Consider the following 26,022-nt stretch of genomic DNA (forward strand, 5'->3'; position numbering starts at 1 on the left):
GTGTCGCCGGGCGGACGAGGATTATGCGGCGGAAAAACCCCGCAGGGATATTTTATGCGCTATGTCACAAAACCTGCTAGACTGCGCCCCTTCATGGCATTGTGGTTTTTGCCATCTCTTTCGCAATAATCTCCCCGAAAACTACGCCTGTAACGGGCCGGGGCGGTTTGGAGTTGTTATGTCTTTTGATTCCCTTGGCCTGAATTCTGAAATCCTGCGCGCGGTCGCCGAGCAGGGTTACCTTGAGCCAACCCCAATTCAGCAGCAGGCGATCCCTGCGGTGTTGCAGGGACGCGATCTGATGGCCAGCGCCCAGACCGGCACCGGCAAAACGGCAGGCTTTACGCTGCCGCTACTGCAGCATCTGATTCAGCAAGAACCGCATGCCAAAGGCCGTCGCCCGGTGCGCGCGCTGATCCTCACGCCAACCCGTGAGCTGGCGGCGCAGATCGGCGAAAACGTCCGGGATTACAGCAAGTACCTGAATATTCGCTCTCTGGTGGTCTTCGGCGGCGTCAGCATTAACCCGCAGATGATGAAGCTGCGCAGCGGCGTCGATATCCTGGTGGCGACCCCCGGGCGTCTGCTGGATCTCGAACATCAGAACGCGGTCAGCCTGGATAAAGTGGAAATCCTGGTGCTGGATGAAGCCGACCGTATGCTGGACATGGGCTTTATCCATGATATTCGCCGCGTGCTGGCGAAGCTCCCGGCGAAACGCCAGAACCTGCTGTTCTCTGCGACCTTCTCCGACGAGATTAAGTCGCTGGCGGAAAAGCTGCTGCATAATCCGCTGGAAATCGAAGTGGCGCGCCGTAACACCGCTTCCGAGCAGATAACGCAGCACGTCCATTTCGTTGATAAGAAACGCAAGCGTGAACTGCTGTCGCAGATGATTGGTGAAGGCAACTGGCAGCAGGTGCTGGTCTTTACCCGCACCAAACACGGCGCCAACCATCTGGCAGAACAGCTGAATAAAGACGGTATTCGCAGCGCGGCGATTCACGGCAACAAGAGCCAGGGGGCGCGTACCCGGGCATTAGCTGATTTTAAATCCGGCGGCATTCGCGTGCTGGTGGCCACCGATATCGCCGCCCGCGGCCTGGATATCGAAGAGCTGCCGCACGTGGTGAACTATGAGCTGCCGAACGTTCCGGAAGATTATGTGCACCGTATCGGCCGTACCGGCCGCGCCGCCGCCACCGGCGAGGCGCTGTCGCTGGTCTGCGTCGATGAACATAAACTGCTGCACGATATTGAACGTCTGCTGAAAAAAGAGATTCCGCGGATTGCGGTTGCCGGCTATGAACCGGATCCGTCGATCCGGGCGGAACCGATTCAGAACGGTCGTCAGCAGCGCAGCGGCGGCGGCCGTGGTCAGGGGCAAGGCCGCGGTGGCCAGGGCCAGGGGCGTAACGCTCAGGGCCAGGGGCGCAGCCAGCAGTCCGCGCCGCGCCGTACCGACGGTGAAGCGCCGAAGGCCGGGGCTAAACCTTCACGTCGTACCGGCGAGGCGAAACCGGCCGGCGAGCAGCAGCGCCGCCGTCGTCCGCGTAAACCGGCGGCGGGCGAATAACCGTCGTACCTCGCTCGCGCGATCCGGGCAATCTCCTGCCCGGATCGCGCGAGGCCGCAGCATCGCCCGGATAAGGCCTTTATCCCGCCACCCGGGCTTCTTCTTTTACTTACGCCACGCCTGCTGGCATCGCGATTTTCCGCCAGACACCGAGCCGCATTCCACTTTCCGCAGAAAGAAACTCCTCCTGTCAGGCAAAAAGTGTCACAATAGTGGCTGTTTATACAGTATTCAGGTTTTCTCATGGCTTTGACCGCTGCGCTAAAAGCGCAAATCGCCGCCTGGTATAAGGCGCTTCAGGAACAGATTCCGGACTTTATTCCCCGTCCTCCGCAACGGCAGATGATTGCTGACGTGGCGAAAACGCTCGCCGGAGAAGAGGGCCGCCACCTGGCCATTGAGGCTCCTACCGGCGTCGGGAAAACCCTGTCGTATCTGATTCCCGGCATCGCCATCGCCCGTGAAGAACAGAAAACGCTGGTGGTGAGTACCGCCAACGTCGCGCTGCAGGATCAGATCTACAGTAAAGATTTACCGCTGCTGCGCAAAATCATTCCCGATCTGCGTTTTACCGCCGCCTTTGGCCGCGGGCGCTACGTCTGCCCGCGCAATCTGGCCGCGCTAGCCAGCACCGAGCCGACGCAGCAGGATCTGCTGGCGTTTCTCGATGACGATCTGACGCCGAATAATCAGGCCGAGCAGAAGCTGTGTGCCACCCTGAAGACCGATCTCGATAGCTACCGCTGGGATGGCCTGCGCGATCACACCGATAAACCTGTTGATGACGGGCTGTGGAGCCGCCTGAGCACCGACAAAGCCAGCTGCCTGAACCGTAACTGCCACTATTACCGCGAATGTCCGTTCTTCGTTGCCCGGCGAGAAATTCAGGAAGCGGAAGTGGTGGTGGCGAACCATGCACTGGTCATGGCGGCAATGGAGAGCGAAGCCGTGCTGCCGGAGCCGAAAAATCTGCTGCTGGTTCTGGATGAAGGTCACCACCTGCCGGATGTCGCCCGCGATGCGCTGGAGATGAGCGCGGAAATTACCGCCTCCTGGTATCGGCTGCAGCTGGATCTGTTCAGCAAGCTGGTGGCGACCTGCATGGAGCAGTTTCGGCCTAAAACCACGCCGCCGCTGGCGAACCCCGAGCGCCTCACCAGCCATTGTGAAGAGCTGTATGAGCTGATCGCCACGCTGAATAATATTCTCAATCTGTATCTGCCCGCCGGCCAGCAGGCCGAGCACCGTTTTCCGATGGGGGAACTGCCGCAGGAGGTGATGGCGATCTGCCAGCGGTTGGCGAAACTCACTGAAATGCTGCGCGGGCTGGCGGAGCTGTTTCTTAACGATCTCGGCGAAAAGACCGGCAGTCATGATGTGGTGCGTTTACACCGGGTGCTGCTGCAAATGAACCGGGCGCTCGGCATGTTCGAAAGCCAGAGTAAGCTGTGGCGGCTGGCGTCGCTGGCGCAATCTTCCGGGGCGCCGGTCACCAAGTGGGTCACCCGCGAGCTGCGCGACGGCCAGGCGCATATCGGGTTTCACTGCGTCGGGATCCGCGTCAGCGACCAGCTGGAAAGATTGCTGTGGCGAAGCGTACCGCATATTGTCGTCACCTCTGCCACCCTGCGTTCGCTAAACAGCTTTGCCCGCCTGCAGGAGATGAGCGGGCTGAAAGAAAAGGCCGGCGATCGCTTTGTGGCGCTGGATTCCCCCTTCAACCACGTCGAGCAGGGCAAAATTGTGATCCCGCAGATGCGCTACGAGCCGCTCATCGATAACGAAGAGCAGCATATTGCGGAAATGGCGGCCTACTTCCGCGGGCAGGTTGAGAGCAAAAAGCATCTGGGGATGCTGGTGCTGTTCGCCAGCGGCCGGGCGATGCAGCGTTTTCTGCAACATGTCACCGACCTGCGTCTGCTGCTGCTGGTGCAGGGGGATAAGCCGCGTTACCGGCTGGTAGAGCTGCACCGCAAACGGGTGCAGGACGGCGAACGCAGCGTCCTGGTGGGGCTACAGTCGTTTGCCGAAGGGCTGGATTTAAAAGGCGAACTGTTAAGCCAGGTGCACATTCATAAAATTGCTTTCCCGCCCATCGACAGCCCGGTGGTGATTACCGAAGGCGAATGGTTGAAAAGCCTGAACCGCTATCCGTTCGAAGTGCAAAGCCTGCCGAGCGCCTCTTTCAACCTGATCCAGCAGGTCGGGCGCCTGATCCGCAGCCATAGCTGCTGGGGCGAAGTGGTGATTTACGACAAGCGTTTGTTGACCAAAAATTATGGCCAGCGTCTACTGAACGCACTGCCCGTTTTTCCGATAGAGCAGCCGGGCGTCCCTGAGGTTATAGTAAAAAGCAAAGCAAAACAGACGCGCCGCAGGCGTCGTTAATGGTGCAGTGTCGACGATGTGAGCAGCTTAGAAGGAGTCTTCAATGGACTACAGCAAGATCATTAAAGAAGTCGGGCGGGGCAAAAATCACGCTCGCGACCTGGATGTGGAAACGGCCCGCGCGCTTTATACGCGGATGCTCGATGGCGAGGTCGCCGAGCTGGAACTGGGTGGGATTTTAATTGCTCTGCGCATCAAAGGCGAAGGCGAAGCGGAAATGAAAGGCTTTTATGAGGCCATGCAGCAGCAAACGTTGCGCCTGACGCCGCCTGTGGCCCGGCCGATGCCGGTGGTGATCCCCAGCTATAACGGCGCGCGTAAGCAGGCTAACCTGACGCCGCTGCTCGCCGTCCTGCTGCATAAACTCGGCTTTCCGGTGGTGGTGCATGGCGTCAGCCACGATCCCACCCGGGTGCTGACGGAGACGATTTTTGAGCTGATGGGGATCCCGGCGACCCGGCATGCGGGACAGGCTCAGGCGCGGCTGGACGGCCACGAGCCGGTCTATATTCCGGTTGGCGCCTTCTGTCCACCGCTGGAGAAACAGCTTGCCCTACGCTGGCGAATGGGCGTGCGTAATAGCGCGCATACGCTGGCGAAACTGGCGACGCCGTTTGCTGAACAGGCGGCGCTGCGCCTGGCGAGCGTCTCCCATCCCGAATATGTCGGCAGAGTCGCGAAATTCTTTGCCGAAATAGGGGGGCGGGCGCTGTTAATGCACGGTACCGAAGGGGAGGTGTATGCCAATCCACAGCGTTGCCCGCAGATTAGCCTGATTGATAGCCACGGCGCGCGGGTGCTCCATGACCGGCAAAGCGATACGCCGCAGGGGGACCTTGCGCTGCCGGAGTCAAAAGATCCGCTGGTGACGGCGCGGTGGATTGAGCGCTGCGCGGTGGGAAGCGAGCCGTTGCCGCAGTCGCTGAGAATTCAGCTGGCATGTTGCCTGGTCGCTACCGGGGAAGCCACCTCGCTGGAACAGGGGCTGGCTAAGGTAGCAGAGCGCTGGTAGCCGCCCGGCTATCCGGGCGATAAAAAACCGCTAAAAAGCTTCATCAGCGGTTAGCGTGGCGTGTCGCAGGTACAAGACGGCGCGAGCAAAAGCATTTTTTGCCGCCGCGCCGGGTGGCCGGTTTTTATGGCTGCCGCTGAAAAGCGTGCAGCATAAAAATGGCGGCGGTGTGGCAAGGGGCCGATCGCCTGAGGTTCCCGGCGGCCAGTACACGTCTCCATGCCATTGATCGGCGGCGGGTGATCGGCGGCGGACAATATCAACGCATGCCACAGCCGCCGTGAACGGAATTATCCGCTGCACCTGACTCATTTACCTTCGCCCACACCGCCTCCAACAAGAAACCCATCGCCGAATGCGGCGCATAAAAAAAAGCCCGTCCGGTGGCACGGACGGGCAAAACAAAGGTATTAAAGGGTTTTTCAGGGTTAATACAGGTGGAGCAGCGATTATTTGTAGATAACCGCGGTACCGCTAACTTTGTTATTGGTGTTAGCGGAGGTGATGCTGTAACCGGTGGCGCCCGCGGCATTCGCTTTCGCCGCCAGTTTGGCTTCCAGGCCATCCAGCGTCGTTGCGCCTTCCGCAGACACAACGCCGATTTTATTCATGCTTTCAGCCTGAGATGGAGTGACCGGTTGAGCGGCGAAAGCACCAAAGGACAGAGCAGATAGGGCAATAGCAGCGGCAGCATATTTAATGGTTTTCATGATTAATCTCTCGCAGGTTATTTTGTTAAGAGGACGATGTTCCGTCGATGTGATAAGTATCACGTTTGTTCGCGAGATATAAAATCGAAGGAAATTAACAGTCTTTATCGAATTTTTTGAATGACTATTAATTTATTGAATATTAATAAATTATTTTTCTGTTCGTGTCCCCGCGGGACGGTAGAGAGGGGCAGAAACTTTTCAGGGCACATTTTGCCACTTTTTTCGCCGGAAAACGTGCGCGAAAAGATAATCCATGCTGTGGTAATGAACGGTAAATGAAGGTCAGCGTAGCTGGCTATCCTTGGATCCGCGGCGATTATATCCTGAAAATGTATTGTTATGTAAATCTTTATCCTGCTGGCACTTCACGCAGAATCTGACCCCAGGAATCGCCTTGCGCCGGGCCTCGGGAATCGGCTCTCCGCATTCATCACAAAATTTGTTGCTCTCCCCGCTGGGAAGGGCGTTTCTCGCCCGCGCGACCGCATCGTCAATGGTGCTGTCGATCTGATCCTGAACTGCGCCATCATTTGCCCAACCTGATGCCATGATGCACCTCCTCACTGTTGTTACTGTCAGTATAGAGAAGATGGGGGCAAAAAAGGGTCAGGCAAGGGATCAGATTTCCGACCAGTCCCGCAGCAGGTTATGGTACAGATTCAGCAGCGATAGCACCTCATCACTTTCGCCGTGGCGGCTCTTCAGGGTTTGAATATTACGATCCAGCTCAAACAGCATACCGCGGCGCTTGTCGTCCCGGACCATTGACTGGATCCAGAGGAAAGAGGCCACCCGCACGCCGCCGGTGACTGGCGTCACGCAGTGCAGACTGCTTGAGGGGTAGAGTACCAGGTCGCCCGCCGGGAGTTTGACCGCATGCTGACCGTAGGTGTCGTTCACCACCAGCTCTCCGCCTTCATAGCTCTCCGGCGCGCTGAGGAACAGGGTGGCGGAAAGGTCGGTACGCATCCAGCCGCCCTGGGCCTGACTACGGACCGCGCCGTCAACGTGAAAACCGTAGGTTTCACTCTGCTGATAGCGGTTAAACAGCGGGCTGGAGAGGGTTTTAGGCAACGCGGCGGCGAAGAATAGCGAGCTGCGGTTGAGCGCGGCGAGGACCTTATTCTGCAGTTCAGCGTACAGAGGCGTGCGGGTGTCGACCTGCTGGTTTTTTTTCACCTGCGCGCCCTGATCGCCGGTGGTAGCTCGCCCGTCAACCCATTCGGCCTGCTGCAGCTGCGCGCGAAAATCATCAACTTCCTGCGGGCTGAGAACGGCGGGAATATGGTACATCATCGTGGTGTCTCCTGAGAAAACGGGGCGTTGCCGCCCCGTGTGTGGATTAGAAATGGACGTTGGCGGTCAGCAGGAAGGTCCGCGGTTCGCCTGGGTGATAACGGTAGCCGCTCTTGTTGATTGAGGCGACATAATTGGTATCGAACAGGTTATAGACGTTCAGCTGCAGATCGACGTTTCGGTTGATACGATAGCCCACTTTAGCGTCGGCCACCCAGTAGCCTTCGGTGTAGGACGGCGTACCGACGGCGCCGTCGCTGCCGCGATGCATGCTGCCGATGTAACGAGCGCCTGCGCCAAGGGCGATCGCATCGGTTGCCTGGTACTGGCTCCAGAGGGTAAAGGCGTGCTCCGGCGTGTACGGCAGCGCGCTGGTGCCATCCTGGGAGATGTTGGCGCCTTCACGGATGCTGGCGTGCTGCTGGGTGTATCCGCCGATGACCTGCCAGTCCGGCGTGATATTACCGGCCAGCGACAGCTCATAACCTTCGACGCGTTTTTTACCGTACTGCGAATAGGTGCCGTCGTCGTTTTGCTCGACTTCGTTCTCAATATCGGTACGGAAAACCGCCGCCGTCAGCAGCAGACGCTTATCCATCAGCTCCCACTTGGTGCCGACTTCGCTGGTCTTCGCTTTCTGCGGTTTGAAATCGGTACGGTTGGCGCTATTCCCGGTACCGCTCTGAGCCAGGGCGAAGTTGTTGCCGCCCGGGGGCTGCTGCGAGATCGCGTAGTTAACGTAAACGTTGCCGTTATCGGTCAGGTGGTACAGCGCGCCGGCTTTCCAGTTCACCAGATTGCCGCTCGTTGAGGTATCTACCGTGGTGACCGGCGAGTTCACCGCGACGCCGGCCGGGCAGGCAACCGCGCCGCGGCCGGTGCCGCCGCACAGGCTCGCGCTGTCGTATTTAGTCTGGTAGTTATCCAGACGAATGCCGCCGTTAAGCTCGAAATCACGGGTAATCTGCAGGGTATCGAAAGCATATACGCCGAAGGTGTCCGTCCGCCCGTTGGCATTGGCGCCGCTGCGGTTCAGCCCGCCAATAGAGATATCGCTATTGGGGTGGTAAATATTGACCGCCGGAGGCGTGATGGGATAAACGCCGTAGTTGGTCTGGGTTTCCCGGGTCAGCTCGAAGCCAGCGCTGATGTCGTGCCCGATCGAGCCGGTGTAGAACTTCGAGGTCAGGTTGGTCTGGTTGGTCAGAATTTTATTGCTGACGTCTTTGGTGTTCGCCAGGCGCGACCAGGTCCAGTCTCCAACATCCGGGCCACTTTGCGTGATGTTAGTCGCGCCGCCCATCACCGCCGTCAACAGATAATCCTGCTTCACGCGCGACCAGCGGGTGGTGTTGCGGATGGTGGTATTATCACTCAGGTCATGCTCAAAACGCATGGTCACCGTATCGGTGGTGGAGTCGTCGTAATCGGAATTGGTACCGTAGAAGTTGCTGGTGGCGACTTTGCCGGAGTGATTGAGCGCCGCCGTGCCTGCCGTAGGGGCCGAGTATCCCGGCAGACCGATGGTTGGGATACCGCCATCTGGCGTGTTGTGCTGGGTCACGTGCAGATAGTTCAGGTACAGACGATTCTCCGTGCCGAGACCAAACGCCGCCGATGGCGCGACGCCGTAACGTTCATTTTTGACGTTATCGCGGCCGGCATCGTGGGTTTTCTCACCCATCAGGTTCAGACGCACGGCGCTGGTTTCGCCGATGGCCTCATTGATATCGAGCGTGCCGCGGCGCAACCAGGCGCTGCCGGCGCTGACGGAGGCATCGATACCGGAGTCCAGGCGCGGCTGCTTGCTGATCATATTGATTGAGCCGGTAGGGGCGCTACGGCCGTAGTCAGACCCCGACGGGCCTTTAATCACTTCCACCTGTTCAGTGTTAAAGGTATCGCGGGTCACGCTGCCGATATCGCGGACACCGTCGACATAGATGCTGTTAGACGTATCGGCCCCACGCATATAAATGGAATCGCCGGTCGATGAGCTACCGTTTTCACCTGCATAGAAGGCCCCGACGCCAGGGACGTTTTTTAGCGCATCGGTCAGGTTGGTCACGCCCTGATCTTTCATCACCTGATCGGAGACGACCGTTACTGTACGCGTGGTATCCGCGAGCGGGCGGGAGAATTTAGGGTCGGCGGATTGCGTGGGGGCATACAGAGAGGGAGCCTGCGCTTCCACCACCAGCGTTTCACCGCTATTTTTTTCACTGCTGTCTGCGGCCAGCACCTGTCCTGTCGGCGACAGGCTCAGACACAGACCGGTAAAGATCGTCAGCGAGCTAAAACTGCTGAAAGGTAAATTCTGTTTTTTGTCCATTTCAATAAGCAACTTATAGTTTTAATTTAAGCCATTACGGCCGCAGGCCCAGCGATGCCGGGTCCCGACCACTGCAGGTGATTTGTTAAAATAACAATGCGTTTGATAATGATTTTGATAACCATTATCAAATAACGGCAAATTTCTATCACTCATTGATAAAAAAATAAATACATTTCTTTACGTGCATTACATTTTTTCTACATAAACGGCGGGCGGCTGGCTCACCATGAGGGTCGGAAGCCCGATGGTCACCGACCCGTTTAGCCGCGGCTTATTTATAGATAATGGCGGTCCCGGACATTTTATTGGCGCTGTTGGCGGAGTTGATACGCCAGGCGATCGCCCCTTGTTCATGCGCTTTTTGCGCCAGTTTTGCCTGCAAATCATCCAGATTGCTGGCGCCAGAGGCCGAGACGGTACCGACCGGGCGCAACGGACCGCTTTCGGGAATCGTGGGGGAAGGGAGTATCTCGGCCGGGGCCATAAACGAGCTGGCGGCGAGCGCGATGGTGATGAGTACCAGCACATTTCTTCTCATGAGCATATCCTCATTAACCGCATGGGACATACTCTAAGTTTAGGCCTTTGCCGCAGGATAGACAGGATAAAAAACTGAAGGCAAACAACGACTTTTTTGCATGAACGGCGCGATAATCTGCTGCCCGGCCGGCCGTTTGCGCAGCAGGCCGGGCAGAAGGGGGCGCGGTCAGGCGGGGTTAGCGCGCGTCCGGGCGGATCAGGTCAAAACGCAGACTTTCATCAATCGCGTAATAGGCGCTCGGGCCGCCGGCACGGAGAATCGGCTGGGCCTTCGCGGTCTGATACACGCCATTCTCCAGCAGCGATTCGTCGATATGGACCGCCACCACTTCCCCCAGCACCAGCCAACTGTCGACGGGGGCGCCATCGGCGGTGGTCAGGCGAATGCATTGGGATAACCGGCACTCGAAGTTCACCGGACTCTCCGCTACCCGAGGCGCGGCGACGAGGCGACTGTCTGCGGGGGTCAGCCCGGCGCGGACAAACTCATCTTCGTGACGCGGGATACTGGCGGAGGTCTCGTTCATTGCTTCAGCCAGCGGGCGGGTCGCCAGATTCCAGACAAATTCTTTGGTTTCGACAATATTCTGTACACTGTCTTTCCATCCGCTGCTGGCAAAACCGATAATGGGTGGCCGATAGTTAAAGCAGTTGAAAAAACTGTAGGGAGCCAGATTGCGCTGTCCCGCCGTGTCCAGAGACGCGATCCAGCCGATCGGGCGCGGCCCGATGATTGCGTTAAGCGGGTCGTGCGGCAGGCCATGTCCTTGTGAAGGTTGATAGAAATACATAGAACACCCGTAACCGAATAGGAGATATCCAGACTCCCTTATTTACCGCGCCGCCGTCAACGGGTATCTTACGCGGCTGTTCAAAGGAGATTGCCATGAAAGCCCAGAAACCGGGGTTACACCCGCGTAACCGTCATCATCAACGTTATGATTTGCCCGCGCTATGCCAGGCTCATCCGGAGCTGGAGGGCTTTATCACCCTGAATCCGCTGGGCGAACAGACCATCGACTTTGCTAACCCGCTGGCGGTGAAGGCGCTGAATAAGGCGCTGCTGGCGCACTTTTACGCGGTAAAACACTGGGATATTCCGGACGGCTTTTTATGCCCCCCGGTACCGGGAAGGGCGGATTATATCCACCATCTGGCCGATCTGCTGGCGCTGGATACCGGGACGATTCCCGACAATGCCACCATCCTCGATATTGGCACCGGGGCAAACTTAATTTATCCGCTGATTGGCGCGCATGAGTACGGCTGGCGTTTTACCGGCAGTGAGATTAACCCGGAAGCGCTCGCCAGCGCCCAGGCGATTATCAGCGGCAACCCGGGGCTGAGCCGTCAGATTCGCCTGCGTCGCCAGAAAGAGAGCGGGGCTATCTTTAGCGGCGTGATACATAAAAACGAGTGCTACGACGCCACGCTATGCAACCCGCCGTTCCATGACTCGGCGGCCAGCGCGCAGGCGGACGGCGAGCGCAAGCGCCGTAACCTGGGGCTTGGGGCAGACAGCGTGATGAACTTCGGCGGCCAGCAGCAGGAGCTGTGGTGTGAAGGCGGCGAGGTCGCGTTTATCACCCGGATGATTCGCGAAATCCAGCAGTTTGGTCGTCAGGTGAAATGGTTCACCTCGCTGGTCTCCCGCGGCGATAATCTGCCGCCGCTGTATCGTACCCTGACCGACGTTGGCGCAGTGAAGGTGGTGAAAAAAGAGATGGCTCAGGGGCAGAAGCAGAGCCGTTTCATTGCCTGGACCTTTATGGACGAAGCGAAACGTCGCCGCCCGCTGTAGCCGTGAGCCGGCGCAGTGACGACGGCCGGGCGGTCTGTGCCGCCCGGGCCTCACGCTAGAGCGTCGGTTCTGATGGCGCCGGAGGCGCCTCGGGGGAGGCTGTCGATGCCGGTGCCGGGAGGACCTGGTAAGTTTGTACCGGCGCCCGTACCCCGGCGAGGTCGAAGTGTTTTTTCACCTGGGTGTCGAGGGCGAAACGGACCGTCCACTGCTTCAGCGGCAGGGTGGTAAAGGTCACCCGCAGGGTAAACGCCGTATTGCTGAGGCCGACCAGCCCGGCAAATGACGGTTCGCCAATCACCAGCCCACGAATCTCCTCCTGGGCCATCACCGCGGCAACCGCATCTTTCAAGGCCTGCCCGGCTTTTTCCAGATTTTCATGTCTGTCGACATCGTAGTTGGCGACCACCGAACCGATGCCGCGCACGAAGTTGGCGAAGGTGGTGATCGAAGACCACGGGATAATATGGTACGCGCCGGTATCCTGGCGCACGCCGACCGAACGGATCGACATCCGTTCCACCGTCCCGGTTAACGGCCCGATGGTGACCAGATCGCCGGTATTCATCCCGTTCTCAAACTGGATAAAAATCCCGGTGATAATATCCTTCACCAGCGTCTGGGCGCCGAACGAAATAGCCAGCCCCAGCGCGCCGGCGCCAGCCAGCAGCGGCGCGATATTCACCCCCACTTCGGAGAGCAGGATCATCGCGGTGATGGTGCTGATGATTACCGCCAGCGCGTTGCGGAATAGGGTCAGCAGCGTGCGTGCGCGGGCGCCCGGCAGCGGACGGCCGTGGATGTCGGAGGCGAGGCGGTTTTCAATCAGGCTGGCGAGCAGCGTCCAGCCGATGGCGGAAAAGAACAGGATCAGCGCGATGCGGATCAGCACATCCACCGCTTTTTGTCCGGCGCCGTTTTGCATCCAGTTCCAGAAATCAAACAGCCCCCACGCGCTGAGCAACAGCATGATCGCCACGGCAACCACCAGAATACGCGCCACCTTGAGCGAGGCCGAGATCCAGCCGTTCAGCCGTTTTTGCAGCTCCGGGTAGTTACGCTGGGTGTGCGGCGACAGGGTGATGGTTTTGGCTATCCAGCGCGATAGAATGCCGGAGACCAGCGCGGCGGCGCCGATAATCGCCAGACTGCGTACCGTGGCCCCCATCATAAACTTCAGGCTGTTGCCGGGATCGAAGAGGGAAAAGAAAAACAGCACGATAAAATAGGCGCAGGCCAGCCAGTGCCAGATCAGCGCGAAGGCGCGGATAAACAGGCTGAAGAAGGCCAGCGAGCGATCCGCCAGATGGAGCAGCTCCTCGGTAATCAGTTTCTTATTATGGAAGATCAGATACAACGCCCACAGGGTGATACAGAGCATGATTATCACGTTGGCCAGCGCGCCAACCTGCACATTGACCTGGTTGGAGATAATCGGTACCGCCACGATAAGACCGTAGCCAATCAGGCTGCTCAACGCGCTGAGACGGAGGTTCCAGTATCTGGCGCCCTCATCGCTGAGGTTAAAGGGGCGCAGCTCCGCCACCCGCGGGCAAAAAATCAGGCGCAGAATGGCTTTAAAGAACTCAATCAGGGCGAAGGCGTTGAGGAACAGGCTTTGCTGAAAGGCGATGGTGCGGCTGCCGCCGTTAAACCGGTCGCTGAGCATCTGGCCGATAAACAGCGTGAGCGCCAGCAGGAGCAGGTCGAAAATAAACGCGCCGGCGATGGTGGCCGGCAGCTGCAGCCAGTTGCCGCGATCGTGGTTTTTCCGTCGTCCCCATTGGCCCATTTTGCGATACAGCGGCAGGGCGGCCAGGCGCACTAACCACCAGAAGGCGAAGACCAGCGCGGCCAGCAGCAGGAAGTGGCCCGCGGCGTTGCGAAAGGTATCGGCATGAAAGGGTTTATGCGCCGAAGCGGTGATATTGCGCCACAGCTGGGAGAAACGCGAGGCGAAGCGTTCGCCGTACTCGCGGCTGATTTGGGTGACATTTTCCAGCACCGTACGTTCATCTTTCTCTTCCGGCGGCGTCAGTTTCGGCGCGCTGGCCGGCGGCGGCGTGGCGGCGGCGGTGCGCAGCTGGTCGATCAGCTCCTGGCGTGCGGCATCGTTATCCAGTACGTCGGCCAGCGCGGCATAGGCGGCTTTCTTCTTCGCAAGATCGGGTTCACTGCTGGCGGAGCGATCGGCGGTGGCGGTCGGGGCGCCGGGTAGCGCGGCTGCCGACAGCGGGGCGGTAAACAGCGTTGCAAGCAGTAACAGGATCCACGGCACAGGCGCCTCCCTCTCATTCCAAAACCATTAAGTATAGAAGTTGATGGGCGGAGGGGGGCGGTGAGATGAGTCTGGAAAGCGGCCCCCCGCGTTGGGGGAGCCGTTGTTGACGGTCAGGCTACGTGCTGGAGGAATTCGCGCAGACGCGGGCTCGGTGGGTTCCTGACCAGCTCCTGCGGGTTACCATCTTCCGCAATGCGCCCTTTATCAATGAAGATCAGCCGGGAAGCCACCTTCTCGGCAAAGCCGATTTCGTGGGTGACGATGACCATCGTCATGCCTTCTTCCGCCAGATCCTGCATAACCTTCAGCACTTCGTGACGCAGTTCCGGGTCCAGCGCCGAGGTGGGCTCATCAAACAGCATCATTTTAGGTTTCACCGCCAGCGCACGGGCGATCGCCACGCGCTGCTGCTGGCCGCCGGACAGTTCAGAAGGATAGTGGTGGGCGCGTTCCGCCAGACCCACTTTCTCCAGCAGATCTTGCGCCAGTTTCTCTGCCGCCTCTTTTTTCGCGCCGCGTACGCGCAGCGGCCCGAACATGACATTCTCCAGCGCCGTCAGGTGCGGGAAGAGATAAAACTGCTGGAACACCATCCCGGCTTCCTGGCGGATCAGGCGCTCGTCGACCTTCGGGTCATTGACCTTCAGGCCATCGACAATCAGCTCGCCGCTGGTGATCTCTTCCAGTTTGTTGATGCAGCGCAGCAGAGTTGATTTTCCGGAGCCGGACGGCCCGATGATCACCACCACTTCGCCCTGGTTGATCTTCAGATCGATATCATGCAGCACCTTGGTTGGGCCAAAGTGCTTGGAAACGTTTTTAAATTCAATCACAGGATTTTCATCCTTCTTTCAAGACGACGCAGAATGAAGCTCAACACCAGGGTGATGATCAGATAAATCACGGCAACGGCGCTCCAGATTTCCAGCGCGCGGAAGTTACCGGCAATAATCTCCTGGCCCTGGCGGGTCAGTTCGGCGACGCCGATGACGATAAAGAGCGAGGTATCTTTGATGCTGATGATCCATTGGTTGCCCAGCGGCGGCAGCATACGACGCAGCGCCAGCGGCAGGATCACGTGACGAATGGTCTCGCGTCGGGAGAGACCAAGGGCCAGACCGGCTTCGCGGAAGCCTTTATGGATAGAGAGCACCGCGCCGCGGGTAATTTCCGCGATATAGGCGCCGGAGTTAATCATGATGGTGACCACGGCCGCGGAAAACGGGTCGATGCGCAAATCATTAAACGCCATTGGCAGGGCGAAGTAGATAAACATGACCTGCACCACGATCGGGGTGCCGCGAATGATCTCAATGAACACTAACGCGATGTGGTTGGCGATCCAGCCGCCAAAGCAGCGGGCGAAACCGGCGACGAGGCCGATAATCAGGCCGCCAGCCAGGCCGAGGACGGAAATCCACAGCGTCATTTTGGCGCCTTCCAGCAAAATCGGAATGGCGGGCCAGATGGCACTCCAGTCAAACTGCATAATTCGTTCCTGTTACCGTGTCGAAAAACAGAGGACAACCTCTGCGAAAAAATGACTCAGGCCTGCGGTGAGGTGATTCCCGGAGCGAGGCAACGGCCTTGTCCGGGAGACCAGACCACAGCAGGCCTGTAAACGAGCGACGCCGATTATTATTTCGGTTCAGTACCGAACCATTTTTTATAAATTTCGTTGTAGGTGCCGTTTTCATGCAGCGTCTTCAACGCGCCGTTCACTTTCTCGCGCAGCTCGTCGCTGCCTTTCGGGAAAGCGATACCGTAGTTTTGCGCTTCCAGCGACTCACCTACCGCTTTGAACTGACCGTTGCCGGCAGTTTTGATGAAGTAGAGGATGTTCGGGGTGTCATGCAGAACCGCATCGGCGCGGCCGGTACCCAGCTCCATATAGGCGTTATCGATATTCGGGAACTGGCGCAGATCCTTGGTTTTGATGTTCGCTTTTGCGTAGTCAACGGAGCCGGTGCCGCCTTTAACGGCGACGACTTTACCGTTCAGATCCTTCACGTCTTTGATGTCGTTGTTATTGGCTTTCACCATCACCAGCAGACCGCTCTTATAGTAGCCATCGGAGAAGTCGATCGCTTTCTTGCGTTCTTCAGTAATGGTAATACCCGCCAGCGCGAGGTCGATGTTCTTGGTTTGCAGCGCCGGGATGATACCGCTGAAATCCATCGGCTTCAGGGTGTAGTCCAGTTTCAGCTCTTTGGCGATGGCGGCCCACAGGTCAACATCGAAGCCGACGTACTTATCGCCTTGTTTAAATTCAAACGGCACAAACGCCGTATCAGTCGCCACAATCAGTTGTTTTTCAGCGGCCTGGGAAGAAACCGCAAAAGCCAGGGTCAGTGCAGCCAGTGAAACTTTAAATACAGACTTCATAGCATTTCCTTTTTTATCCACGGGACGATCCCCTGCGAGAACGACTAACCATATGAAAAAATCGTGCCAGTTTTACAACTTATTGTTTTATAACAAACGAAGTCGGTCCTGTTGCACGGTTTCGGTTATAGAGAACGGTAAATGCACCGCAATGGGGCGTCATTTTGGTGCGCCATAAACGCGCCGTATAACCAGCACATTTTTAACGCAAACACCGATGGTAAAACAATCTCGCTGTAACGATTGTGTGAGGTGATTATTACAATTGATTTACTTTAGTACGTATTTCGTACATTGGTGTGCACTGAAATAGTGCGTTTCGGCGAGCGAAGAAAAAATGGAGGGCAAAGGTGAGGATCATCTGAAAAAAGAAAGGCCGCCAGCCAGGCTGACGGCGATACAGGACGATCAGGCAATATTGGCTTCGATGAACCACAGGAATTTATCCAGGTCGCGGGAGGCGGCGGTAAAGATATCCGCAGTATCCTCGTCTTTTGCTTCGTCGATCGCTTTACGTACGTCATTGGCGACAATCGCGTAACGATCGGCCAGCTCTTTCAGGTGGTCCTGCACGTTGTGAATATCCAGCGGGTAGCTTTTCAGCGGCGTTTTGCTGTTAATCACCTGGGTGGTGCCGAGGGCGACGCCGCCCAGCTGTACGGCACGTTCTGCCATGGTGTCGAGATGATCGGTAAGCGCCGTACGGAAACCATCGAGCATTTCATGGACGGCGATAAAATTGGCCCCGCGCATATTCCAGTGAGCCTGCTTGGTGATCAACGACAGGTCGATGAACTGAATTACCTGGCGATTCAGCAGCTCGACGGTAGCCTTTTTCTCATTGTCTGCGACATCGTTGCGGGTATAGAGCAGATCGGACGCTTTCGTTTTAACCAGTTTTGCGGTACTCATAGTTTCATATCCTCTTGATATTTATACTCGTCATACATCAAATTTGAATCAGATGGAGCGCTTGTCCCCGGTAACTAATGGCATTAAGTATAGCAACGGATAGGAAAAGGGGGGTGGTGGTAGTCTCTATCGGTTTGATAGCGCAGGTGGGTTAGCTATTTTGAAAAATTCGTGAAATCAAAAGATTAGTCGGTGGCGGTTCTGCACGACACCCGGTGGCCGTGCAGAACGGAGGGGAGGATTTAGCGGATATCCACTTTTTCGATTTTACTTTCTCGCTGCATCGTCAGCGTCGACCCCATCGAGGCCAGGATAATCGCCCCGAGCGCCAGGGTTTGCGTTAAGGTCAACGTCTCGCCAAGGAACACCATCCCGGATAGCGCAGCCAGCGCGGGCTCCAGACTCATCAGGGTACCGAACGTTTTGCTTGGCATACGGGTGAGGGCGATCATTTCCAGTGAATAAGGCAGCGCGGTGGAGAGCACGGCGATAGCCACACCCAGCGGCAGAAGCGACCACTGGAACAGCGTATCGGTGGCCTGCAACATCCCCAGCGGAACAAAGATCGCCGCCGCGATAAGCGACCCCATGGCCACCGTTGCCGGGCCGTGCTCCTCCCCGGCGCGCTGTCCGGTCAGGATATAGACCGCCCAGCAGGCTCCGGCGCCGAGCGCCAGCAGCGCGCCGGGCAGATCGACCTGTGAGACATCTTGCCCCAGCGGCAGCAGGAACCACAGCCCCAGCACCGCGAGGATCACCCAGACAAAGTCGGGCGGACGTCTGGCACCAAACAGCGCTACCGCCAGCGGCCCGGTAAATTCCAGCGCCACCGCGATGCCAAGCGGGATGCGTTGGATAGATAAGTAAAAGAGATAGTTCATCGCCCCCAGCGCCAGGCCGTAAAAGAGCAGCGGCACACGCTGCGCTGCGGTGAAGCGCAGTCGCCAGGGCTTGAAGACGATCGCCAGAATTAAGGTACCCAATGCCAGGCGTAGGGCGGTCACGCCAGGAGCGCCGACTAACGGGAACAGCGATTTCGCCAGCGATGCGCCGCTCTGGATAGACACCATCGCGATTAAAATAACCAGTATCGGCAGCCATGCCGGAACTTTACGGGACGAGCCGGGCATCCTTTCTCCTGTCAGAATTTGTCAAACGCGGTAAAGGTTCCAGTGTAAATGAATAACCCAGCTACGGTTTATCTATTGTTGAAAAAAACGCGGACAGGAAGCGTACAATGCGGCGAGATGCGAAGATAAACCTCTCTGTGGATTAGGAATTATCTGGATGCACGTCCGGCGGGTTATGGGCCTTAATAAGAGGATATTCGCTAAAAACGGTTGTTTTCCAGTTTGTTATAGAATTGTGGAAACTTTTGGTTACATGAAAAGCTATGTTAGACAGTGTAAAGTGAAAAGAGTTTCCCCAAAGTTTTTGATATATTTAAGACTTAGGACTTATTAGAAACACATTTGAGGTGGTTATGAATAAAATTGCACGTTTTTCAGCACTGGCCGTTGTTCTGGCTGCATCCGTAGGTACCGCTTTCGCTGCAACTTCTACCGTTACCGGTGGTTACGCGCAGAGCGACATGCAGGGTGAAGCCAACAAAGCAGGCGGTTTCAACCTGAAGTATCGTTACGAGCAAGACAATAGCCCACTGGGTGTTATCGGCTCCTTCACTTACACTGAAAAAGACCGTACCGAAGCCGGCGTTTACCAGAAAGGTCAGTACTACGGCATCACCGCGGGCCCGGCTTACCGTCTGAACGACTGGGCAAGCATCTACGGCGTAGTGGGTGTTGGTCACGGTAAATTCCAGGACAACAGCTACCCGAACAAGCACGACATGAGCGACTACGGTTTCTCCTACGGCGCGGGTATGCAGTTCAACCCGATCGAAAACGTTGCCCTGGACTTCTCCTACGAGCAGTCTCGTATTCGTAACGTTGACGTCGGCACCTGGATTGCTGGCGTAGGTTACAGCTTCTAATCACTCCGGTGATATAAAAAATCCGCCTCATTGGGGCGGATTTTTTTTGCCTGCAGCGAGCGACGATTCGCCGCCGCTAGCTGGGGGTGAAGAGATCGCTACCCAGATGGGTATAGTCCACCTTCTGCAGCTGGAAGTTAGTGATATAGACTGGCCCGGCTTTTTGCTCCGAGATAAAACGATAGCGCGGCGTAATTTCTGCGGCGCTGATTCCGGTCCACTGGGAGAAGAACCCCAGGAAGTCGTTGGCGGAGCGACGGGCTTTAATGATCTTATGCGCTTTATCGTCGCTGGACAGCACCATAAACGGAACCTGGAAATTCTGCTGAAACTTATCGTCGTGCGCCAGGTACTGAACCGCTTTGCCGCGCTCTTTAAAGGCCAGCCCGTGATCGGAAAAATAGGTCATCGAGAAGCTATCGCCGGAGTTTTGTAACTGACGGTAGAGCTGCCCCAACAGACCATCGGTTTGCGTCATGCTGTAGAGGTAGCAGGAGGTCTCTTTCGATTGCACAAAGACGGTATATTTTCCTTTGGTGCGGTCACAGGCCTGCGGGTGAGAGCCCATCAAATGCAGGACGATCAGCTGCGGCTGGGTCCGCTGAACCGAAAGTACCTGCTCTGTCAGCTTTAACAACTGCTCATCCTGGGTATTTTTGTTCGCTTCAAAGTCGCCATTTTTGAGGAACTGCACCTCATCCGCGCGCCTGGCAATACTGGCGATCGCCGTATCGTATTCGCCAATCTGCCCCTGATTCGAGAACCACCACGTCTGAAAGCCCGCGCGGTTGGCCAGAGTGACAAAGTTATCCTGATACTGCGGCTTGCCGTCTACTACCCGGTTAAGCGTTAAGCCGAGGGATTTTTGCGTTGAGCCGCTGGCGGCAATGTAGTCATTGAACAGATAGCCGTTGACCGAGCTGGTAAACGGGGTGTTGTCCCAGTGGCCGCCAAAGGCGCCGAGAGCATCGCGGCGCGCGCTTTCGCCGATCACCACAACATACAGATGATACTTCGGCTTGACCGCCAGCACGTGCCAGCTGTCTTTCATATTCGCCAACTGGGCCATCCGCGCCTGTTCATCCAGCACTTCATTGTTATTCACCACCACGTCCTTGACGAAGCGCAGCGCGGGATAGCCGGTATCAATCACTTTGAAGACCCCGCCCCAGGCCAGGTTCTGCACCGGCTGGAGAAAGAAAATACCGATGCTGAACAGCAGGGCGACTATTTCCAGTTTATTCCAGCGCTTGTGCTCTTCCGCTTTGCGGCGCACGGCAATGACGCCCAGCGCAAAAATGAAGACCGCCAGCAGGTAGTTGTACCAGGGGAAGATGGTCAGGATCTCCGTCGATTCTTCGACGTTGGTGGCATGCAGCGCCAGCAGCGTGTTGAAGTTGGGGGCGCCATACGCCTGGCCAAACGGATAGTAGAGCGCCGCCAGCAGGGAATAACCGCCCACCACCACCTTTTGCGCCCGCGGGAAACTGCGCCATAGCAGATGTAGCACGCAGGTAAATGCGACGGTATAAAGCAGGCTAAATTCGTAGCCAAGGGCGAGGTTAATCAGCAGAGACTGTAAAAAATAGAATCCTGTCCATGGGTTGGGAACCAATCCACGGGCGACCAGCGTTTCTTTCAGGGTGACATTCATAGTTAATAATCAAAAAGACGCCATGTGCATCCCCTGGCATCAAGGGGTAAAACCTGCTGGACAGTGCCGGAAGAGGGTCTCTGCGAGCCGCAGTAGTGGCAGGGCTGACAAAAGATAGGGCCTGCAAATGATAAGGTCAACCGGGCATAACGGATTGTTTTGGGAGAATGCTTACAAAACTTGAAAAAAGTGGCGGGAACGCGGGGAAACTAGCCAGTCTGGCAGCGGATTATGACGAAAAAATGAAGCGGCGTACCGCGACGCCGCTTCAGGGGTTGGATTTGTCCTGGCGATTTTTGCCATTAATCATGTCGCACAGCATGCCGATCAGCATCAGGCGGACTTTAAAGGGAGAATGAGTAAACACGGCTAAGCACCTCTTGAATTCGTTCATGGGACCTCCTGTAATTTCGCCCTTCGCTCCTTGAAGGATGTCTGCATTACATACAGATATAGCACAGGCTATATCTTATAGCTATGGCTAAAACGTTAATTTTTTGTGCTACGGGCCCAATCATTTACAATGGTGATCTTTTGAGATGATGCGTAATGCGTCACCAGGTATGAGGAAGCACAATGAACCGTCGCGTGGGTAAACCAATAACAAAAAAAGTGACGCAGCTTGTTAATGTTGAAGAACACGTTGAGGGGTTTCGCCAGGTGCGTGAGGCGCATCGCCGGGAGCTTATTGATGACTACGTGGAGTTGATTTCCGATCTGATTCGCGAAGTAGGGGAAGCCCGTCAGGTCGATATGGCCGCACGTCTGGGGGTTTCGCAGCCGACGGTCGCCAAGATGTTGAAACGGCTGGCCAGCGTCGGGCTGATTGAGCAGATCCCGTGGCGCGGCGTGTTTTTGACCCCGGAAGGCGAGAAGCTGGCGCACGAGAGCCGTGAACGTCATCAGATTGTGGAAAACTTTTTGCTGGTGCTGGGGGTCAGCCCGGAGATTGCTCGTCGCGATGCCGAAGGGATGGAGCACCACGTGAGCGAAGAGACGCTGGCCGCCTTTAATCAGTTCACCCTGAAATACGGGCCGCGCGGAGAATGAGTCTCCCCTTTGTCCAGTCGTTGATCCGCGATCGCTTTCTCCATCTGCTGCTGCTTATCGCCTGTGGTTTAAGTTTCTTTGTACCGTTCGCGGCAAAAGGCTGGCTGCATGCTATCGACTGGCACACCATTATCACCCTGAGCGGGCTGATGCTGCTGACCAAAGGGGTTGAGCTGAGCGGCTACTTCGATGTGCTCGGGCGTAAAATGGCGCGTCGCTTTGCTACCGAACGACAGCTGGCGATCTTCATGGTGCTGGCGGCGGCGCTGCTGTCGACGTTTTTAACCAACGACGTGGCGCTGTTTATCGTCGTGCCGCTAACGCTGACGTTGAAAAAATGGTGCGCGATACCGGTTAACCGCTTGATTATTTTCGAGGCGCTGGCGGTCAATGCCGGCTCCTTACTCACCCCCATCGGCAATCCGCAAAATATCCTCTTGTGGGGGCGGTCCGGCCTCTCTTTCCCGGCGTTTATCGGTCAAATGCTGCCGCTGGCGGCGGCAATGATGCTGACGCTGCTGGCGCTGTGCTGGTGCTGTTTTTCCGCAACCCGCCTGCATTTTCAACGCGGCGACCGGGTACCGGCATGGCAGCCGAAGCTGGTATGGGGCTGCCTGGCGTTTTATCTGATTTTCCTTACCGCCTTAGAAATGCAGCTGGCGCTGTGGGGGCTGGGGCTGGTTGTGATCGGCTTCCTGGTGCTGGCGCGGTCGGTGATTATCTACGTTGACTGGTCGCTGCTGCTGGTCTTTATGGCGATGTTTATCGATGTTCATCTGTTGACCCAGCTTCCCGCGCTTCATCTGGCGCTGAGCGGCGTTGGCCAGCTCTCTTCCGGCGGGCTGTGGTTGACGACGATTGGCCTGTCGCAGTTTATCAGCAACGTGCCGGCCACGATTCTGCTGCTCAACTATGTTCCCCCTTCAACGCTGCTGGCCTGGGCGGTCAACGTCGGCGGTTTTGGCCTGCTTCCCGGCTCGCTGGCCAATGTAATTGCCCTGCGTATGGCGTCAGACCGTCGTATCTGGTGGCGTTTCCATTTTTATTCCCTGCCAATGCTGCTGTGGGCGGCGCTGGTGGGCTACGCGATACTGCATTTCAGCGCCTGATTTTCAGAGAATTGGGCAAGAAACAGACAGAATCACCCCATTCGGACTCTCTCCTGCCGGCGTATAACTATAACGCTGAGGTATAACATCCTGATGAGGAGAGTCCCATGCGTTATCAAAAACTAGGCAATACCGGTCTGTTTGTTTCTGAGCTGTGTCTCGGCACCATGACCTTTGGCGGCGAAGGCGGCATGTGGGGGAAAATTGGTCAACTGCGCCAGGCCGAAGCCGAACAGCTGGTGGGCAGCGCGCTGGATGCGGGAATTAACTTTATCGATACCGCGAATATCTATTCTGAAGGACGCTCGGAAGCGTTAACCGGCCAGGCGCTCAAAAACCTGAAAGTCCCGCGTGAAAACGTGGTGGTTGCCACCAAGGTCTTTGGTGAAACCGGGACGGCGGGCGTCAATTCCCGCGGCAGTTCGCGCTATCACATCATGAGTAGCGTCAAAGAGAGCCTGCAGCGGCTGCAGCTCGATCATATCGATCTTTATCAGCTGCACGGTTTCGATCCGGCGACGCCCATCGAGGAGACGCTCTACGCGCTGGATAATCTGGTGCAGCAGGGGCATGTCCGCTATATCGGCGTGTCGAACTGGGCGGCGTGGCAAATCGTCAAAGCGCTGGGGATTTCCGCACGTCTGGGTCTATCGCGCTTTGCCTCTTTGCAGGCGTACTACACGATCGCCGGGCGTGACCTGGAGCGTGAGCTGGTGCCGATGATGCGCAGCGAAGGGGTAGGGTTGATGGTCTGGAGCCCGCTGGCCGGCGGTCTGCTCAGCGGTAAATACGATCGCGATGGTCAGACGGCGGCGGGCGGTCGGCGGCAGGAGTTTGATTTTCCGCCGGTGGATAAGGATCGCGCGTTTGATTGCGTGGACGCAATGCGCGTCATTGCCGACGCCAGAGGCGTATCGGTGGCGCAGATTGCGCTTGCCTGGCTGCTGCATCAACCGGCGGTCAGCAGCGTGATCATCGGCGCCAAACGAGTCGATCAGCTGACGGATAATATTGCCGCCACCGCGATTCGCCTTACTGAAGAGGAGCTCCAGCAGCTGGATGCCGTGAGCGCGCTGCCGCGGGAGTATCCGGGGTGGATGCTCGAGCGCCAGGGTGAGTATCGCCGTAATCAGCTTAAAGATTAATTTTCCGCGATCCTCAACGGCGGGCACTGTCCCTGATGCTGGTCACTTGAGGTGGCCAGCTTTTTTTATGGTTTATCGTGGGCCTGCGTAGGTAGATAAACGGTGGTTCAGGCGCAAGCTGAAGCGCTTGCGGGGGAATATTCCCGGGCACCCACGTAAGAAAACAGCTTTCGCCTGAACCACCATACAAAAGAAATTCTCTGCTTCACGGCGACGTCAGGTACGGGCTCACCTGTCAGGTATGTTGAGAACCGGCTCTTTAACCGACCGGCAGCAGGCTCTGTCCCGCCGTTTTCTTCTCCTCTTTTCGAAATCGCTCACAAAAACGACATAACTCTTTTGCCTGATTGGTCATTTCATTCTATATGACTAGTCATTATTTTTTAATGACTAGTCATAGCAACGGAGCGAACGATGAAGACACTGGCGAAGGATTTTTTATGGGGCAATTCAGTTTCCAGCATGCAGACGGAAGGCGCATGGAATGAGGGCGGAAAGGGGATGTCGGTATACGACATTCGCGAAGCTTCAGAGTTTGCTTCGGACTGGAAAGTGGCGACCGACTCCTACCATCGCTACGAAGAAGACTTTGATTTAATGCAGGATCTGGGCATGAATTGCTACCGCTTCCAGATTTCATGGAGCCGCGTGTGTCCGACCGGCGATGGCGAGTTCAACGAAGAGGGGATCGCGTTTTACCACCGCTTTATTGACGGGCTGATTGCCCGCGGCATCGAGCCGATGATTTGCCTGTACCATTTCGACATGCCGCTGGCGCTGGCGAATGAGTATAACGGCTTTATCGATCGCCGCGTGATGGCGGCGTTTGTGCGCTATGGCAAGAAAATGATCGACTGCTACGGCGATAAGGTGAAGTACTGGCTGACCTTCAATGAACAGAATATTTTCCATATGCCGATCGCGTTTCGCATTGCCGGCTACCTGCACGGTGATGAAACGCTCCGCGAGCTGTATCAGATCCAGCATTACACCATGATGGCGCACGTCCATCTGACCGCGTACCTGCACGCTACCAAACCCGGCAAGCTGATGGGAGGGATGCTGGCGCATCAGCTTATCTACCCGGCTACCTGCCGGCCGCGCGATATTTTTTGCGCTCAGCAGCATGATGAGTTCCTCAACCAGAACCTGCTGCGGGTATATGCCGGCCAGGGCTACAGCCCGGAGGTGATGGCGGTAGTGGCGCGCGAAGGCTTTGGGGATATCTATCGCGAAGAGGATTTAGCCCTGATTGCGCAGAATAAAAATGACTATATGGCGTTCAGCTACTATGCCAGCCGCACGCTCAGCAGCGATCCGATCCCGGAAGGTACCGAGGTGAACTACTACATGCAGTTCGGCGATAAGGACAACCCGTACCTGCAGTCTACGGAGTGGAACTGGCAGATCGACCCGCTCGGTTTTCGTACCATCATCACCCGCTACTACAACGACTGGCGCCTGCCGGTGTTCCCGATTGAAAACGGCATCGGGGTGATTGAGTCCTGGGATGGCGAAAACATGATTGCCGACGATTATCGCATCGCCTATCACCGTGACCATATCAACGCCATGAAAGAGGCGATTTTTGACGATGGCGCGGAGGTGATCGGCTATCTCGGCTGGGGGCTTATCGACATCCTCAGCTCGCAGGGCGATATGCGTAAACGCTATGGCGTGGTCTACGTCAATCGCGAAAACCACGATCTGAAAGACCTTCAACGGGTACCGAAGAAAAGCTATGCGTGGTTGAAACGGGTGATTCACAGCAACGGCCAGGAAATGTAAGCCGGCGGGTCGAACCGGGTTAACGGGTCAGTGATGAAGAGGAT

General features: G+C 56.8%; 23 protein-coding genes. 9 read left to right on the forward strand and 14 right to left on the reverse strand.

Features of this window, described 5'->3' with window-relative positions; all coding sequences use genetic code 11:
* Positions 1-178: 178 nt before the first annotated feature.
* From rhlE to ybiB, 3 genes are all read left to right on the forward strand, one after another.
* Positions 179-1,576, forward strand: a complete 1,398-nt coding sequence (gene rhlE / locus ACI2JR_RS05765; RefSeq protein ID WP_462478082.1) for an ATP-dependent RNA helicase RhlE — start codon at positions 179-181, stop codon at positions 1,574-1,576.
* Between the two features lie 243 nt (positions 1,577-1,819).
* Complete coding sequence (gene dinG, locus ACI2JR_RS05770; RefSeq protein WP_462478083.1) at positions 1,820-3,964, forward strand: ATP-dependent DNA helicase DinG; 2,145 nt, start codon at positions 1,820-1,822, stop codon at positions 3,962-3,964.
* 43 nt (positions 3,965-4,007) lie between these two features.
* Entirely contained in the window at positions 4,008-4,976 is a 969-nt protein-coding gene (ybiB, locus tag ACI2JR_RS05775) for a DNA-binding protein YbiB (protein WP_132727846.1), read from the forward strand.
* A gap of 449 nt (positions 4,977-5,425) precedes the next feature.
* On the opposite strand, the gene ybiJ is transcribed toward ybiB, so the two are convergent.
* The 6 genes from ybiJ to ACI2JR_RS05805 all read right to left on the reverse strand — a co-directional run bounded on the left by ybiJ (position 5,426) and on the right by ACI2JR_RS05805 (position 10,651).
* Entirely contained in the window at positions 5,426-5,686 is a 261-nt protein-coding gene (gene ybiJ / locus ACI2JR_RS05780; protein ID WP_132727843.1) for a DUF1471 family protein YbiJ, read from the reverse strand.
* Between the two features lie 285 nt (positions 5,687-5,971).
* Complete coding sequence (locus tag ACI2JR_RS05785; protein WP_132727840.1) at positions 5,972-6,238, reverse strand: DksA/TraR family C4-type zinc finger protein; 267 nt, start codon at positions 6,236-6,238, stop codon at positions 5,972-5,974.
* A gap of 69 nt (positions 6,239-6,307) precedes the next feature.
* Positions 6,308-6,985, reverse strand: coding sequence for a PKHD-type hydroxylase YbiX (gene ybiX / locus ACI2JR_RS05790; protein WP_132727837.1), 678 nt, complete (start codon positions 6,983-6,985; stop codon positions 6,308-6,310).
* Positions 6,986-7,031: 46 nt separating this feature from the next.
* Positions 7,032-9,317 carry a catecholate siderophore receptor Fiu gene (locus ACI2JR_RS05795; RefSeq protein WP_132727834.1) on the reverse strand — a complete coding sequence of 762 codons (2,286 nt, stop codon included), beginning with the start codon at positions 9,315-9,317 and terminating at the stop codon, positions 7,032-7,034.
* A 274-nt stretch (positions 9,318-9,591) separates the two neighbouring features.
* Positions 9,592-9,858, reverse strand: a complete 267-nt coding sequence (locus tag ACI2JR_RS05800) for a YdgH/BhsA/McbA-like domain containing protein (protein ID WP_132727831.1) — start codon at positions 9,856-9,858, stop codon at positions 9,592-9,594.
* 178 nt (positions 9,859-10,036) lie between these two features.
* Positions 10,037-10,651: a flavin reductase family protein gene (locus ACI2JR_RS05805; protein WP_462478084.1), complete on the reverse strand. Its 615-nt coding sequence runs from the start codon at positions 10,649-10,651 to the stop codon at positions 10,037-10,039.
* Between the two features lie 95 nt (positions 10,652-10,746).
* Here ACI2JR_RS05805 and rlmF point away from each other — a divergent pair, with 95 nt between their 5' ends.
* A complete protein-coding gene (gene rlmF, locus ACI2JR_RS05810) occupies positions 10,747-11,661 on the forward strand; it encodes a 23S rRNA (adenine(1618)-N(6))-methyltransferase RlmF (RefSeq protein ID WP_462478085.1) in 915 nt (304 codons plus the stop codon).
* 55 nt (positions 11,662-11,716) lie between these two features.
* Here the strand turns inward: rlmF and ybiO are convergent, their stop codons facing one another.
* The 6 genes from ybiO to rhtA all read right to left on the reverse strand — a co-directional run bounded on the left by ybiO (position 11,717) and on the right by rhtA (position 18,369).
* On the reverse strand, positions 11,717-13,939 hold the full coding sequence (gene ybiO / locus ACI2JR_RS05815; protein ID WP_462478086.1) for a mechanosensitive channel protein: 2,223 nt from the start codon (positions 13,937-13,939) through the stop codon (positions 11,717-11,719).
* 113 nt (positions 13,940-14,052) lie between these two features.
* On the reverse strand, positions 14,053-14,775 hold the full coding sequence (gene glnQ, locus ACI2JR_RS05820) for a glutamine ABC transporter ATP-binding protein GlnQ (RefSeq protein ID WP_132727819.1): 723 nt from the start codon (positions 14,773-14,775) through the stop codon (positions 14,053-14,055).
* Complete coding sequence (gene glnP, locus ACI2JR_RS05825; RefSeq protein WP_032700530.1) at positions 14,772-15,431, reverse strand: glutamine ABC transporter permease GlnP; 660 nt, start codon at positions 15,429-15,431, stop codon at positions 14,772-14,774. The genes glnQ and glnP overlap by 4 nt, the downstream gene beginning before the upstream one ends.
* Before the next feature lie 149 nt (positions 15,432-15,580).
* A complete protein-coding gene (gene glnH / locus ACI2JR_RS05830) occupies positions 15,581-16,327 on the reverse strand; it encodes a glutamine ABC transporter substrate-binding protein GlnH (protein ID WP_132727816.1) in 747 nt (248 codons plus the stop codon).
* Between the two features lie 408 nt (positions 16,328-16,735).
* Positions 16,736-17,239, reverse strand: a complete 504-nt coding sequence (gene dps / locus ACI2JR_RS05835) for a DNA starvation/stationary phase protection protein Dps (protein ID WP_132727813.1) — start codon at positions 17,237-17,239, stop codon at positions 16,736-16,738.
* 242 nt (positions 17,240-17,481) lie between these two features.
* Positions 17,482-18,369 (reverse strand): threonine/homoserine exporter RhtA, encoded by an 888-nt coding sequence (rhtA, locus tag ACI2JR_RS05840; RefSeq protein WP_132727810.1) that lies wholly within the window; start codon positions 18,367-18,369, stop codon positions 17,482-17,484.
* A gap of 353 nt (positions 18,370-18,722) precedes the next feature.
* Between rhtA and ompX the strand changes: the two genes are divergently transcribed.
* Complete coding sequence (gene ompX, locus ACI2JR_RS05845) at positions 18,723-19,232, forward strand: outer membrane protein OmpX (protein ID WP_132727807.1); 510 nt, start codon at positions 18,723-18,725, stop codon at positions 19,230-19,232.
* 76 nt (positions 19,233-19,308) lie between these two features.
* Here ompX and ACI2JR_RS05850 read toward each other — a convergent pair whose 3' ends face one another.
* Entirely contained in the window at positions 19,309-20,886 is a 1,578-nt protein-coding gene (locus tag ACI2JR_RS05850; protein ID WP_462478087.1) for a phosphoethanolamine transferase, read from the reverse strand.
* Between the two features lie 268 nt (positions 20,887-21,154).
* Positions 21,155-21,280 carry a manganase accumulation protein MntS gene (gene mntS / locus ACI2JR_RS05855; RefSeq protein WP_132727801.1) on the reverse strand — a complete coding sequence of 42 codons (126 nt, stop codon included), beginning with the start codon at positions 21,278-21,280 and terminating at the stop codon, positions 21,155-21,157.
* A 182-nt stretch (positions 21,281-21,462) separates the two neighbouring features.
* Here mntS and mntR point away from each other — a divergent pair, with 182 nt between their 5' ends.
* The 4 genes from mntR (at position 21,463) to ACI2JR_RS05875 (ending at position 25,978) form a co-directional block, all read left to right on the forward strand.
* Positions 21,463-21,936 (forward strand): manganese-binding transcriptional regulator MntR, encoded by a 474-nt coding sequence (gene mntR / locus ACI2JR_RS05860; RefSeq protein WP_462478088.1) that lies wholly within the window; start codon positions 21,463-21,465, stop codon positions 21,934-21,936.
* Complete coding sequence (locus tag ACI2JR_RS05865) at positions 21,933-23,045, forward strand: anion transporter (RefSeq protein WP_132727795.1); 1,113 nt, start codon at positions 21,933-21,935, stop codon at positions 23,043-23,045. The genes mntR and ACI2JR_RS05865 overlap by 4 nt, the downstream gene beginning before the upstream one ends.
* A 107-nt stretch (positions 23,046-23,152) precedes the next feature.
* Positions 23,153-24,190 (forward strand): aldo/keto reductase, encoded by a 1,038-nt coding sequence (locus ACI2JR_RS05870; RefSeq protein WP_132727793.1) that lies wholly within the window; start codon positions 23,153-23,155, stop codon positions 24,188-24,190.
* 414 nt (positions 24,191-24,604) lie between these two features.
* On the forward strand, positions 24,605-25,978 hold the full coding sequence (locus tag ACI2JR_RS05875; protein ID WP_132727790.1) for a glycoside hydrolase family 1 protein: 1,374 nt from the start codon (positions 24,605-24,607) through the stop codon (positions 25,976-25,978).
* Positions 25,979-26,022 lie beyond the last annotated feature (44 nt).

The sequence above is a fragment of the Klebsiella sp. NPDC088457 genome, from assembly GCF_044900465.1.
GTDB lineage: Bacteria > Pseudomonadota > Gammaproteobacteria > Enterobacterales > Enterobacteriaceae > Klebsiella.